Annotated in this window: 17 protein-coding genes; 6 read left to right on the top strand and 11 right to left on the bottom strand. The window is 39.0% G+C overall.

Annotated features, from left to right (window positions below; genetic code table 11):
* Positions 1 to 2 precede the first annotated feature (2 nt).
* Entirely contained in the window at positions 3 to 911 is a 909-nt protein-coding gene (locus AC1M84_RS04595) for a response regulator transcription factor (protein WP_092766534.1), read from the top strand.
* Positions 912 to 999: 88 nt separating this feature from the next.
* On the opposite strand, the gene AC1M84_RS04590 is transcribed toward AC1M84_RS04595, so the two are convergent.
* From AC1M84_RS04590 to alc, 3 genes are all read right to left on the bottom strand, one after another.
* Positions 1,000 to 1,707: a phospholipase D family protein gene (locus AC1M84_RS04590; RefSeq protein WP_481594516.1), complete on the bottom strand. Its 708-nt coding sequence runs from the start codon at positions 1,705 to 1,707 to the stop codon at positions 1,000 to 1,002.
* A 69-nt stretch (positions 1,708 to 1,776) separates the two neighbouring features.
* Positions 1,777 to 2,277, bottom strand: a complete 501-nt coding sequence (locus tag AC1M84_RS04585) for an ureidoglycolate lyase (protein WP_481594515.1) — start codon at positions 2,275 to 2,277, stop codon at positions 1,777 to 1,779.
* Between the two features lie 93 nt (positions 2,278 to 2,370).
* Entirely contained in the window at positions 2,371 to 3,378 is a 1,008-nt protein-coding gene (alc, locus tag AC1M84_RS04580) for an allantoicase (RefSeq protein ID WP_481588783.1), read from the bottom strand.
* Positions 3,379 to 3,590: 212 nt separating this feature from the next.
* Between alc and hpxO the strand changes: the two genes are divergently transcribed.
* On the top strand, positions 3,591 to 4,748 hold the full coding sequence (gene hpxO, locus AC1M84_RS04575; RefSeq protein WP_035264930.1) for an FAD-dependent urate hydroxylase HpxO: 1,158 nt from the start codon (positions 3,591 to 3,593) through the stop codon (positions 4,746 to 4,748).
* Positions 4,749 to 4,779: 31 nt separating this feature from the next.
* On the opposite strand, the gene AC1M84_RS04570 is transcribed toward hpxO, so the two are convergent.
* From AC1M84_RS04570 to puuE, 6 genes are all read right to left on the bottom strand, one after another.
* Entirely contained in the window at positions 4,780 to 5,286 is a 507-nt protein-coding gene (locus AC1M84_RS04570; RefSeq protein ID WP_092766530.1) for a GNAT family N-acetyltransferase, read from the bottom strand.
* A 95-nt stretch (positions 5,287 to 5,381) separates the two neighbouring features.
* Entirely contained in the window at positions 5,382 to 6,131 is a 750-nt protein-coding gene (locus AC1M84_RS04565) for an outer membrane protein OmpK (RefSeq protein ID WP_035264928.1), read from the bottom strand.
* A gap of 122 nt (positions 6,132 to 6,253) precedes the next feature.
* On the bottom strand, positions 6,254 to 7,612 hold the full coding sequence (locus tag AC1M84_RS04560) for a nucleobase:cation symporter-2 family protein (protein ID WP_481591961.1): 1,359 nt from the start codon (positions 7,610 to 7,612) through the stop codon (positions 6,254 to 6,256).
* 34 nt (positions 7,613 to 7,646) lie between these two features.
* Positions 7,647 to 7,973, bottom strand: coding sequence for a hydroxyisourate hydrolase (uraH, locus tag AC1M84_RS04555; protein WP_481588786.1), 327 nt, complete (start codon positions 7,971 to 7,973; stop codon positions 7,647 to 7,649).
* Positions 7,970 to 8,473, bottom strand: a complete 504-nt coding sequence (uraD, locus tag AC1M84_RS04550; protein WP_035264722.1) for a 2-oxo-4-hydroxy-4-carboxy-5-ureidoimidazoline decarboxylase — start codon at positions 8,471 to 8,473, stop codon at positions 7,970 to 7,972. The genes uraH and uraD overlap by 4 nt, the downstream gene beginning before the upstream one ends.
* Positions 8,474 to 8,606: 133 nt before the next feature.
* The gene (puuE, locus tag AC1M84_RS04545) at positions 8,607 to 9,569 is read right to left on the bottom strand and encodes an allantoinase PuuE (RefSeq protein WP_481594514.1); all 963 of its coding nucleotides are present in this window, start codon (positions 9,567 to 9,569) and stop codon (positions 8,607 to 8,609) included.
* A gap of 241 nt (positions 9,570 to 9,810) precedes the next feature.
* On the opposite strand from puuE, the gene AC1M84_RS04540 reads away from it, so the two are divergent.
* The 3 genes from AC1M84_RS04540 to AC1M84_RS04530 all read left to right on the top strand — a co-directional run bounded on the left by AC1M84_RS04540 (position 9,811) and on the right by AC1M84_RS04530 (position 11,618).
* The gene (locus AC1M84_RS04540; RefSeq protein ID WP_035264715.1) at positions 9,811 to 10,170 is read left to right on the top strand and encodes an HPF/RaiA family ribosome-associated protein; all 360 of its coding nucleotides are present in this window, start codon (positions 9,811 to 9,813) and stop codon (positions 10,168 to 10,170) included.
* A gap of 125 nt (positions 10,171 to 10,295) precedes the next feature.
* On the top strand, positions 10,296 to 10,838 hold the full coding sequence (locus AC1M84_RS04535) for an ankyrin repeat domain-containing protein (RefSeq protein WP_035264700.1): 543 nt from the start codon (positions 10,296 to 10,298) through the stop codon (positions 10,836 to 10,838).
* Between the two features lie 12 nt (positions 10,839 to 10,850).
* On the top strand, positions 10,851 to 11,618 hold the full coding sequence (locus tag AC1M84_RS04530; RefSeq protein ID WP_035264697.1) for a transporter: 768 nt from the start codon (positions 10,851 to 10,853) through the stop codon (positions 11,616 to 11,618).
* Positions 11,619 to 11,679: 61 nt separating this feature from the next.
* Here AC1M84_RS04530 and AC1M84_RS04525 read toward each other — a convergent pair whose 3' ends face one another.
* A complete protein-coding gene (locus tag AC1M84_RS04525; protein WP_035264694.1) occupies positions 11,680 to 12,594 on the bottom strand; it encodes an alpha/beta hydrolase in 915 nt (304 codons plus the stop codon).
* A 143-nt stretch (positions 12,595 to 12,737) separates the two neighbouring features.
* Here AC1M84_RS04525 and AC1M84_RS04520 point away from each other — a divergent pair, with 143 nt between their 5' ends.
* The gene (locus AC1M84_RS04520; protein ID WP_481594513.1) at positions 12,738 to 13,175 is read left to right on the top strand and encodes a DUF2147 domain-containing protein; all 438 of its coding nucleotides are present in this window, start codon (positions 12,738 to 12,740) and stop codon (positions 13,173 to 13,175) included.
* Positions 13,176 to 13,223: 48 nt separating this feature from the next.
* Here the strand turns inward: AC1M84_RS04520 and AC1M84_RS04515 are convergent, their stop codons facing one another.
* Positions 13,224 to 13,574 (bottom strand): Spx/MgsR family RNA polymerase-binding regulatory protein, encoded by a 351-nt coding sequence (locus AC1M84_RS04515; RefSeq protein WP_481586888.1) that lies wholly within the window; start codon positions 13,572 to 13,574, stop codon positions 13,224 to 13,226.
* Between the last annotated feature and the right edge of the window lie 205 nt (positions 13,575 to 13,779).

Genomic DNA, 13,779 nt, shown 5'->3' with positions numbered 1-13,779 from the left:
CTATGTTAGAAAGCATTTTAATTGTGGATGATATTCCTGAAAATCTAAGTTTATTACATGAGAGTCTTGATCAAGCCGGCTATCAGGTCTTAGTTGCTACCAATGGTTTTACTGCTATTGAAATTGCGCACCGTTCACAGCCAGATATGATTTTATTGGATGGGAGTATGCCTGAGATTGATGGTTTTGAAACCTGTATACAGCTTAAAGCGAGTCCAATGACTGAGCACATCCCTGTCATATTTATGACGGGTTTGACGGAAACCGAACATATTGTAAAAGGCTTTCAAGTCGGGGGCGTAGATTATGTGACAAAGCCACTGAATATCGATGAAGTACAAGCACGTGTCAAAACGCATTTACTGCAAGCCCGTTTAATGCACCAACAGAAACAAATGCTCGATGCAACAGGCAGTGCAATTTTGTCGATGAATATGGATGGGGAAATTATTTGGCAGACACCTGTAGTGCAGGGTTTATTAACGCAACATGGAATTGATATTACTCATTTTAGAAAGAGTATAAATCATTGGTTAAAAGCACTTTTCCAGCAATCGTATCAAGAAGAAATGCTACATGGTCAATATGGTCATGGGCATCAGCAATTACAATTAAATTTATTGACCAAGCTGAAAGAAGGACAATTACCTAAACATGTTTTGGTTCAGATCAAAGAGCAAACACACATGCCAAGTGTTGAAGAGATCGCTCAAGCTTGTCCGAATTTAACACCACGTGAAGCTGAAGTTATGCATTGGGTAACGCTTGGCAAAACCAACCGAGATATTGCAGAAATTTTGGAGTTGAGTCCACGCACCGTCAATAAACATTTAGAGCACGTTTTTGAGAAGCTGTTTGTGGAAACGAGAACTGCTGCGGTGTTACATGTGATGTCAGCTTGTCAAAATTAAACATGGCTTAAAGAAAATCGATATAACTCCTTTAAGCCTAATCAATGCCAAATACTGTTGGAGATTAATTTTTTGATTAACATGATGTTTATATTTCTAAATTTTCATCCCATAAAAAATAAATTCCGAATTGACCTGATCTAAATTCACCCCCAGCTGCTTTGCCTGCATCCGTTAAAAAATGCTTCTCATTTTCAAGTTTGAGATAACCCTTGGAAACTAATTTTTCTAATAAAACAGGTGTTTTTAAACCAACTTTTGCAGCAAGTTTTGCTGAAGTTAATTTGCTAAATTTGCTACTCTCAGATTCGTTATCAGCTATATGCTCAGGTTCTGTATTATCCGATTTAACTTCATCTAAGCTAATTCGAACTTCTTCACTAATACGGATAATCCGCTGCGCTTCTTCATAAGCTTCTTTAAACACTTCATCATCTTCGTATTTACGGACTAAAATACCCATTTCATTATTATTAACTTGGCTAAACTCATATAGGTTGAGGCTTGAAATAATACATTCACCTTCGTTTAGGTAGCATTTAGCGTGTAAGTTTTTACAAAAACTGAGACGGACGTAATCAAGCTTTTGCAGCCATTTAATTTCTTCAGGATGTAAATCACTTTTCCCATACACGATTCGAATATCAATTTTTAGACGATCTTTATCTTCTAATAATTCTTTAATTCGATCATTTAGTCGAAGATAAGGACTGATTAGAATCAAGCGCTCCTTTGCATTTTTTATGAGTTCTTCAAGATAAAAGTTAGTAGCACTGGTATTTAGGAACTTCGCCATTATTCCCTCTAGTATATTTTATATTGTACAGTGCGATATTAGCTCAGAATTTATGCATACCAAATAACATTATCGATCAATTATTTTAAAAAAATCAAACTGAAACTCATCACAATTATTCCCAGCACCAATCCGATCCACCACCGCAAAATCACTCGGGCTTTCCAATGTTAAAAGTGGATGATGCCAAGTCCCCGCCCGATAGTTCACACCTTGAGAGCCATTGGTTATAAAAGCTTGTAGCTTTGAAATATCGGGCTGATCCGCATTTAAGTTTGGTGCAACCACTACTAAAAACTTTTGTCCCTGCATCGGGATGAAAGCTTGTGATCCATGAGGATGACGTTCAAGCATTGAAATTTTGAACGGAATATTGGTACTTTGAATATTTCGAAAAATACTAATCCCGGCTTTGGCATCGCCAATAATTTCAGTGGTCACTAAAGCATGATAGCGCTCTGTATGCGCATCGTTAATATGAAAATAATCATTTCCTTGGCAAGCAATGACGTCACCAAAAGGTGCAAAATTTTCGGAGGTTAAAGGTTGTAGGGTAATGGTATGCATCATAAAAATTCGCTGAAAAGAAACTGCATTTTCAATTTAGAATTGAGTCGAAAATGCAGTCAAAATAAGATCACTTTAAAAGTAACAAATACTCAACTAAGGATTCACTTTACCCCAGAGGCGTATACGACTAATCCCACCATCAGGAATCATATTCACCCGAATATGAGAAATTTTTTCGTGTCGCAATACTTCATTTACAAAGTTATGAATGTGATCCATTTGCATCGGTTGAGGTGCGAGTAAAAAAGGCCAAAACATACTTTGAGGGATCAATTGAGGATCCGTTGCATCTTCTATATAAATGGCTTGAATGGACACTTCAGCAGGATAATTCCCTTTAAAGTGGGCTGTATCAATATCAATCTTTTCAATGTGACCAGCTTGCCCTAAAGCTAAAATACACCAGTCGAAACCGGGTGCACGACGGCGTGCGGTTTCCCAACCATCACCCATATTAACCCCACGTCCTGGATTGATCAGATTACGTGGATGTCCGAAGTGTGCATCACTATAGGCAATAACACGTCCACCATTTTCAAGTGCAAGCAGGTCGAGGGTTTGGTTTTGATCTTGGATTTGAACGCTGACTTCACCATATACGCGGAATCGTGCGATACCTCCATCTGGAAAAATATTTAAACGCAGATGGGTAAAGATCTGATTCATTGAAACTTCAAAGACATGGTGCTGACTTGGTCCCAATATACTATTTGGTAAAATTTGGTGCCATTCAGCATCATCTAAGTTTTCATTTGGTGCATAACACCCTTCTACTGAAGCAGAAGCGGGATAATTACCACTAAAAAAAGTGGTATCAATATCGAGTGCTTTAATTTTACCTGCAACACCTAACTGAACAATCGCCCAATCATAACCACTGTGACGTTTACGACGGGTTTCCCATCCATCCATCCACTTGCCATGATCATCAAATTTACCTTCTACAAAGATAGGCGCATCAAACTGAAGCATACGTTGAGCTTCAGCAAAAAAATCATCAGAACATGTTGTGACTTTTGCACCAATTCGGGCATCTGCAAGGTTAGTAAGTTGCTGTAAAGGAGTAGGGATTTCAAATTCCGGTGCCAATAGTGTTGCCATGTCATCTTCCATTATTGCTTTAAAACTTGATTCTTATCAAAAGAATGCATTCTTAGAATCGTAATGCGTTGTTATGTCGCATCTGCTTAAGGGCTTTAAAAAGAATGCACAGCATGTGCCAACCTTGCACTTATGTAGCGCTCTATTGGTGGAAATGGCACGTTTTTCGCTTTAAGCAGTGGGTTAAAGCAAAAAAAATTGTGGAAGTAAAAATGAATATCACCATTATTGGTGCCGGAATGGCAGGATTAACGACCGGAATTGCGCTGAAGAAATTTGGTCATCAAGTTTCAATATATGAACAAACTGAAAAAATTTTACCCGTGGGTGCTGCGATTTCATTGTGGTCAAATGGTGTGAAATGTTTGAACTATCTAGGACTCACGGATCAAGTCGCTCAACTTGGTGGGAAAATGGATCACCTTGCTTATGTCGATGGGCTCACGGGTGATGTCATGACGCAATTTAATTTATATCCGTTGATTGAAGAAGTTGGGCAGCGACCTTATCCAGTTTCTCGCGCTGAATTACAAAATATGTTGATGGATGAGTTTGGACGTGAAGATATTCATCTTGCAAAAAAAATGATCGGACTTGAGGATCAAGGTGATGACGTCAAAATCCATTTTGCTGACGGAACACAAATAACCACGGATTTATTGGTCGGCGCGGATGGCACTCATTCGATCACGCGTGCCTATGTTTTAGGTGAGCAAGTTGAGCGTCGTTATGCAGGTTATGTGAATTGGAATGGGTTGGTCGAAATTTCTGAGTCGCTGGCACCTGCTGATCAGTGGACCACCTTTGTAGGAGAAGGGAAGCGAGCTTCTTTAATGCCAGTCGCAGGTAATCGTTTTTATTTCTTCTTTGATGTACCACTTGAATTAGGTTTGGAAAATGATCGTACTCAGTATAAAAAATTACTAAAACAATATTTTGACGGTTGGTGTCCGCAAGTACAAACTTTGATTGATGCTATTGATGAACAGCGAACCAATCGTGTTGAAATCCATGATATAGAACCATTTGCAGATTTCTATAAAGGGCGAGTGGTGATTGTTGGCGATGCAGCACATAGTACAACACCTGATATTGGGCAGGGCGGTTGCCAAGCGATGGAAGATGCCATTTATTTGGCTCGGGCATTACAGATTAATACACTGGGAATTCAGGATGCTTTAAGACGTTATCAAAACAAACGTAATGAACGCACGGCTGAAATGGTATTGAGAGCGCGTAAACGTTGTGATGTGACGCATATGAAAGACGAATCGATTACTCGTGAATGGTATGAGGACTTAAGAAAAGAACAAGGACCTCATATTATGAAAGGTATTATCAGTAATATTGTTGGAAATCCTTTGGATTAAAGATTTCAACTAAAAGGGCTAAATGCCCTTTTTAAGTATTTAGATTCAGTTGGAATAAGACGAGATTGCGCCAAGATCCAAATTTTTGTCCGACTTCAGGTAAATAGCCTGTTTGTTTAAATCCAAAGTATTCATGTAATTTGATGGATGCAAAATTTTCATGATCTATAGCAGCGATCATGACATGAATTTTATGTTGGCTTGCGTATTGAATTAAATGTTGGAGTAAAGCTTTGCCTAAACCCAAACGTGTAAAATTGGGATGAATATACACAGAGTGTTCGACAGTTTGTCTAAAACCACTGATCGCTCTAAATGTACTATATTCAGCATAACCTGCAATTTGTTGGGTGAGTTCGTTTTCAACCACAAAAATAGGGAAATGATCTATTAGATGCTGACGATACCAATTCTGATAATAATAAATGTCTTGATCTTGCTCATTCCATGTTGCAAAACCATTCAGAATTTCATCGTTGTAAATATCTTGGATTTGAGTTAAATCCTGTTCAGTTGCGAAACGAATTTTAAAAGACATTTTTTATTCTAATCGTCAGTATTTATAACTTTATTTTGATTATTGAGCATAAAAAAAGCAAGACACTAGTCTTGCTTTTTTATTATAAATATCAATTAGAAATGATATTTAACCAATGCGCTTACATCGTTTTGGTCTTGACCTTTTTGACCGAATTTATTGTTCCAGACAGAGTGTTCAACACCTACATACAATTTGGTTTTTGGAGAGATATGTTTACCAACATTCCATTTATATTGGCTTGTCCAGTTCAATTCACTCGCATGACCAGGACCTTCATTTGTAGACCAATCAAGGAATGCATCTGCCAAGAATTCTTCATTGCCTAGCTTGAATGGAACAGCGTAAGTGATCGTCATTTGGTAGTCATCTTCAGTCAAGTCATTGTCAACTCGATAGAAGTTAATATTTGCATATTGCGTGTAAGGAATATCTAAAGCAAAGCCTACGCCATACAAGAAGTTATTGAACTCAGTATTGTTGTTATAACCAGCGTTGTGTTCCCAAGTCGTTGCAATCAATACATCTTTGATTGGACCAGCGCTTAGTTTTTGGCCAGAAACTTCACTTAAACTTAATCGTGGAGCTAATTCAAGATAAGTTGAATCACCATCTTTTCCGCCCCATTGTTGATCGACGAAAAAGAAAACATCAGAGTACTTAAGCTTTGCAGCATATTCAGCAGTGATGGTATAGCGTTCACCTTCTTGTTGAGAGAAAGGGTTTAGGTAGTTATCGCCATAAAGACCAGTTAGGCTGAAATCTTGCCAAACAATTGGACTTGCTTGAGTAAACGCTGCTGTAGAAGCTAATGCGCAAAGTGCTGCGATTTGATTAAGTTTCATAAAAGAATCCCCAGAGAAAGCGGTAACAGAATAACGATTCTTTTGCAAAAATAAAGCCAAAAGTGGATGAAAGGAAAAATTAATGCCCACGTATGCAGGCATTGATACAAAGATGGTTTAAATTAATGATGAGAATCAATTATTTGTTTACTTTTAATACTAATTTTCGGTCCAAATAATTTTAAGTGATTAAATAATATATTGAGGATTATCGCCATTAAGCAGGTTGAGCTAATACCGGAATGGAACAAGGTTTGGACCCATTTTGGGAAGTCGGAATAGAACGAATGGTCAATAATGGGTACCATTCCTGCAGCAATTGAAGTCGCGACAATAATTAAGTTTTTCTGATCGTTATAATCAATTTTTGCCAGTGTACGGATACCACTCGCGGCTACTGTACCAAATAAAACAAGGCCAGCCCCCCCAAGTACAGGCACAGGAATCGCTGCAATAAAACGCCCCATCACTGGGAGTAATCCAAGTACGACCAGAATTATCCCGCCAGCAGCGACAACATAGCGACTTTTAATCCCTGTTATTGCAACTAAACCAACGTTTTGCGCAAACGCACTTTGCATAAATGAACCAAAGATCGGTGCTGCTGCACTTGATAACATATCTGCGCGTAGACCATCTGAAATACGTTTTGAATCTACATCGGTACCGATAATTTCACCGACTGCAATAATATCAGCTGTAGTCTCAGTCATAATCACGAGGGTAACAATGATCATGGAAAGTATTGCTGTAAACTCAAAGGTCGGCATACCAAATGCAAAGAAGCTAGGAACCTGTAACCAATGACCTTCCCCAACTTTGCTAAAATCACCAAAGCCAAACATAAATGCTAAGACAGTGCCAAGAATAATTGCCAGTAAAATTGAAAGGCGTCGAATTGTGGCACTGCCAGCCATATTCAATATTATGACGATTGCAAGCGTCGCTAACGCTAAACAAATATTTTCAGCACTTCCCCAATCAGGTGCACTTTTATTGCCGCCCATCATCCAACGCACAGCAACTGGCAGGAGTGATAAGCCTATGATTGTAATTACACAGCCTGTAACAACTGGGGGAAAAAATCGAATAATTTTAGAGAAGTAGGGCGCTAAGAAAAACCCTAAAAGTGATGCCACAATGACGGCACCATAGACTGCCTGTAATCCGCCACCTGTGGTGACAATTGCGACCATTGTGGCTACACCAGCAAAAGAGACACCCTGAACCAAGGGCAATTGTGCACCAATATGTTTAACGCCTATGGTTTGTAAAATTGTCGCTAAGCCACCGACAAATAAAGCAGCAGCGATGAGTAGCCCAATTTCCATACCTGATAAGCCTGCAGCCGTACCCACGATCAGAGGAGGCGCTATAATACCACCATACATGGTTAAAACATGTTGTAAGCCATAAGCAGCACTTTTACCAGTACCAAGATATTCATGTTCGGGTGATTGTTGTTGTTCGTGTGCAGTCATAATAAATCCCTCTATATTTTAAATTTGCGAGTGCTCAGCTGCCACGATAGGTGGAGTAGGCATAAGGGCTAATGAGCAAGGGAATGTGATAATGTTGGTGAGCATCGGTTACTGAAAAATGAATGACGGCTTTTGGAAAAAAAGTTGGGATGTTCTGCGCTGAGAAATAAGCTTGCGTCATAAATTCGATGCTGTATTCAGCGACATCAATTTGATCGAGTCCAAAATCTGCTGCTGTCACACGTCCATCAGAATTGGTTTTGGCTATCGCTAATAACTCTCCAGACGCAGAAAAAAGCTTAACTTCAACATTACTTGCAGGACGTCCAAGGTGGGTATCTAAAATATGTGAGCTGATCATGCTTGAATTTCCTGTGAGAGGCGCAGTAAAGCAATTTCTAAAAGTTGGCGATGGACGATTCTTTTTTCAGTCTCAAAATCGTTTAGCAAGCGGTATTCCAATGCAGTCAGAATCTCTTCACTATTCAAACCAGAAGCTTTAATCAGAAAAATAAAACCGAATTTTTTTTCATAGGCCAAGTTGCCTTTATATAACGCATCTAAAACTTCTTGATCATGTGTGATGCGTGCTTGTTCACGCCTTGAAAAAGTTTGTTCTTGTTCTGATAATTCAATTTTTGCTTTTCTTTCGCCAATCCTTGGGTGTGTATTTAGGGCTGCTAAAATTTCATCCCATGTCCATGTAATGGCATGTTGTTCAGCATACTTTAATAGTCCTTCTCGTGTGTCAAAAGGACCGTAATGAATGATTTCCTCGCCCCATCGTGGGATATGAACACATTGCAATAAAAATGCTTTCTGATGTTCAACAGATGTTTGATTAAATTCTGAAAGCAACACAATTCAAACCTATACATTGAAACTTTAGGCTTAAATTGCAATAACAATGCCAACGTAGATTTGGTGGAAAAAGTGACTGAAAAAAGATCAAAAGAGCACCTTATAAAGCACTCTTTTTCTCGTGAATGTGAAATTATGGTGCGAAATGATCGATCCAATGTTGCGCAATATCTCCACGACGACAAATCCAAACATGTTCATGAGATTGAACATAGTCTAAGAACTGTTGTAGTGCCTTGAAGCGTCCTGGGCGTCCTAAAAGACGGCAGTGCATCCCAATAGACATCATTTTTGGTGCAGTTTCCCCTTCGGCATACAAGACATCAAAGGCATCCTTTAGATATTGATAAAACTGTTCACCATGATTGAAGCCACCTGCTGAACTAAACTTCATGTCGTTGGTGTCTAGGGTATAAGGAATAATTAAATGCGGATGCTGCTCCCCATTGGGATGGGTGAGCTGTGTCCAAAAAGGTAAATCATCGCCGTAATAATCACAGTCGTATTTGATTTGAGGAAATTCAGTCAAAAGTTGACGTGTGTTGGGACTATCTCGACCTGTGTACCAACCGATTGGGGCTTGTCCGAATAGCGTTTCAAGTACACTAATGGCTTGATCCATATGCTGCCTTTCGGTCTCAATATCCATATTCTGATAATGCAACCAACGTTGACCATGCGATACCACATCGTAATCCGCAGATTTAATTGCTTCGACCACATCTGGAAGACGTGCCAAAGCCATTCCCACACCAAAAATAGTCATGGGTAATTGACGTTTCTTGAACTCATTGTGAATACGCCAAAAACCGACTCTTGACCCATACTCATACATTGAATCCATTGACATATGCTTAGCAATAAAACTGGCAGCACCAACGATTTCAGATAAAAATTGCTCTGAACCTTGATCACCGTGCTCAATGTGGTTTTCACCACCTTCTTCATAATTTAAGACAAATTGCACTGCGATACGCGCTTGATTAGGCCAATGAGGATGAGGTGGATTCGCCCCATAACCTCTTAAGTCTCTGGAATAAGGTGCATTTTGAATCGAATCAATAAGCGCCTGTCCGCGTAAGTAAGTACTTGTCACAATGAGTAATCCTTTTATTAATTTTTTAAAATACCACTTGCATATTTTTGAGTTAGGCCCGATATTCAAAGTATAAGGACACGGTTCTGCAGACTCAAAAAGTGTTCATCATTCAATGTGGAGGGACGTATTCCAAACAGCAATTGAAGATGTTCGATGCAATTAGATTGCAAGCTACAAACGTGCCAAGATAAAAAGTTTTGCACAAAAATGATTCAGAAGAAGAGTGAGGATGATATTTATGAACATAGAAATCCGTACAGATAAGAATATTCAAAACAGTGAGCGATTAATTGATTATGTACGTGCAGAACTAAATACAGAGTTTCAACGCCATAGTGAAAGAATTACCCATTTTTCGGTTCATTTAAGTGATGAAAATGCCCATAAAGGCGGTGCAGACGATATTCAATGTATGATCGAAGCTCGCCCAGCTGGACTAAAACCAGTTGTGGTCAATCACAGAGGTCATAATATCGACACAGCGATTCATGGTGCGATTGACCGATTAAAGCGTAGTCTTGAACATGTATTCGAGAAAAAAGAGAACCCTCGTGGAGCGCCCATCCAACTGAAAGAAGATGAAGTGGATGTGGAATAGCAAAAAGCCCTTCGGGGCTTTTTTTTTGAATAAAATTTTGAATGAACAGTTTTGATTTATTTAATTGAATAATGATCTGCATTATTAGGCATAATGTCGTTATAGATAAATAGTAGAGAAAGTAAATGCTAACAGCACATCAACAAGTGTTTTTACAGGCCTTAGAAGAATTAGACCTAGCACAGGTACAGCGCCTGTTAGCAGAAGGTTTAGATCCAAACTTTATCGCAGGAGAGAAAGGCCCTGCGGTTTCTGTGTGGTCAGACACTTTATTTCAATGGTGGGAAGAAATTTGTGAAGCGTATGAGCAAGGAAATGCGCTTTCAACAGAAGAAAAACAACAGAAATTACAAGTACATCTTGATATTCTAGATGCACTGATTGCAGCGAAAGCTAATTTCCATTTATGGGATGCAGAGGAATGTTACGGCCCACTTTGGGATGCTGCGAGTGCTGCATGTGTGCCTGCAGTTCAACGCTTACTTGATCATCAAGTTGATCCTAATACCAAAGATGAAGAGGGGAATACCATTCTGAGTTCAATTAGTGATTTATTTTTCGACTGCGATTTTGATACCATTGATTGGTCACAGGCTTTACCGGAAGAACGTGAGACACTCGAGTTATTACGTAGCCGTGGCGCAAAAATGACGAAAGAATTAAATTAATTTGGGTGCCCCATGACAAAATTAAAACAACTGAGCTTGATACTTTGCTCAACTGCGAGTGTAAGTGCGATGGCTGCAGATTTTGCCTTCGATCGACCTGGTACGAGTTTCAGCACAGGCATTACGCCCGTAGGTCAATTGGCATGGGAGCAGGGACTTCCAACTGCACAGTATGTTGAAAGTACTGAAAATGGTTTTAAAAATAAATCATTGCGACTCAATGCTGATGTCCTGTTGCGTACGGGATTGAGTAAGAATACTGAGCTTCAATTGGGTTGGGATGGCCCAGCGTGGGAGCGGACCCGAATCCAAAATCGAACTGATGACCATGATGGTTTAGGTGATGTTTCTGTTGGGATTAAGCATCACGTTGACTTACAAGATGATCAACTGAAAATGGCTATTTTGGCGCAAGCTAAAATCGCAACAGGAAATGATCGTTTTACTTATGTTGATGATATTTACACTTTGGGCTCATCTGTTGAGTATCAATATAACGATACTGTAACGACAGGAATAGGAATGTTCTATTCAGCTCAAAATAGTGATTGGTCTGTGACTGCTGTCCCGACAATTGGCTATAAAATCGTAGGTAATTTATCGGGCTATTCTGAAGCAGTATTTACCAAGAAAGAAAGCCAAGAGCGAGAGTATGGACTGGCATCTGGTTTAATCTATGCCTTGAATGATCGTGCGCAGTTAGATGCAAGCATCGGTGTAGACCTAAGTGGATCCGATCGAAGTTATCATGGTGGATTTGGTGTCTCATACTTATTCTAAATGAATAAAAAAGGAGTAGCTTACGCTACTCTTTTTTATGTTTACTTCAGTTTTGATTCAATCAGTCTTTATCCAAACGATGGGCAAACTCTGCGATATCGGTCAAAGCTTGCTTTGCTTCATCAAACCAAGCGCTAAACATTTGGAAGTTATGCCACATACCGGTGTATAACTTAAACTCAACATCTACTCCAGCTGCTTTAGCCTTTTCTTCAAATCGCGTAGAGTCGTCTAACAAAATTTCTTTTGAACCCACCTGAACCAATGTCGGTGGCAATCCTTTGAGATCTCCAAAAATTGGGGAAATTTCGGGAATTGAGACATCTACACCTTTAGGAACATAATGATTTATGCCTGCTTCTAAAGCTTCAATTGACAATAAAGCATCATGCTTTTGATTGTAGCGTAGAGATTCACTGGTCAAAGTTAAGTCAAGAAAGGGTGACATTAAAATCAAGCCACTTGGAAGAAGTTTTGGATTTTCTTCTTTTAAACGTAAAGCCAGTGCAAGTGCTAAATTGGCACCACAAGAATCGCCAGATAAAATAATATCTTTCGGTTGAGCACCTTGCTCTACCAATAATTGGTACACATCATAGATTGCTTCTCCGAGATCGGGGAAACGTTGTTCAGGTGAAAGAGGGTAATCGATATGTAGCACTTGCATTTGAGTCCGAAGTGCCATTTCAGTCATCAATGCGCGATGTGTATTTAACGATCCTAAAAAGAATGCGCCACCATGAATGTGAAAAATGAGCTGAGTCGTTTCAGGTTGAGGCAAAATTTCTTCGGCACGAATACCTGCGATTCTTAGTTTTCGAATACTGACATCTTTGGACTGTGGAAAAACACGCGTCATCTGCTCTAAGGCAACACGAAGTACGGTGGGGGGAAGATTAAAGCGACTCGGAAAGCGAAGACTCGTTTTTAAAAAAGACTCTGTTATGTATTGTTTCAAAACCGGATTGATCTTCATTGTTTTTCCATATTAATGAAATTATGTTTATTATCAGCACACAGCATTACAATGGTACACTAAATAGTCACATTCAAAAATTGCTTAAATGTTATCAATTTTTAATAATATTAAAGTCAATTCAGCAAGGGAAACAAAAAACAATGAAAAAAATTGCACTAACGTTAGGATTACTCGCTTCAGCAGTATTTGCAAATGCTGCAGATCCACTCAATGGTACCGTGTGGAATACGATTGATGAGAAAACTAAAAAAGCTAAAGCTTTTGTAAAATTCACTGAACAGCCAAACGGAACATTGAATGCAACGATTCAGAGTGTTGTCACACCGGGTCAAGAAAATTCATGTACGAACTGTGAAGGTCCCTATCACAAGAAATCTTTAAAAGGTTTAACCATTGTGAAGGGTCTTAAAAATGTAGGTGGAGCGAATTACGATGGTGGTTCAATCTTAGACCCACAATCTGGAAAAACTTACAAATTGAAGGGTTCATTGAAAGACGGTGGTCAAAAGCTCGAACTTCGTGGTTTCATCGGCGTATCAGCGCTTGGTCGTAACCAAACTTGGGTACGCGTGAACTAATTTAAGATTCATAAAAAAGCCGAGTAGTTGCTCGGCTTTTTTTATTTCTTATTTCTTTAATGCTTTTATCGCATTCTCATCAAAACCTACTACATAACCTGATTCAGTAGTGATCACTGGTCTTTTAATAAGGCTCGTATGTGTAGTCAGTGCTTCAATCAAACCCTGTTCAGATGCAAGGGCAATTTCTTGATCTTCCTCAGACAATTTACGCCAAGTCGTTCCCTTTTTATTGAGGACAAGTTCAGCACCAAGATCATTTAGCCATTTTTGTACTGTTTCAGCGTCAATACCTTGTTTCTTATAATCGTGGAACTCATAACTAAGCCCCAACTCATTGAGTAAATCGAATGCTTTTTTCATCGAGTTGCAATTTTTAATGCCGTAAACTTTAATCATCTCTAACAGTCTTATTCATTGTGATCAGTCTAGAGCTTAGCAAAATTTACGCAAAAACATAAATGTGATCAGAATATTTTAAATAGGTTTGAAATCTACAGTGTGGCTTCATGGTGGTTATCAATAAAATGGTGGAAAATTTCTTATCTTAAAATTTGTATTGATCTTTTAAATAGAGAAAACCCGCATTAAATCATCCTGATCA

It is taken from the genome of Acinetobacter sp. 24-47-66, assembly GCF_056779755.1.
The sequence above is the reverse complement of the archived record's forward strand: the minus strand, read 5'-3'. Positions and strand labels throughout refer to the sequence as shown.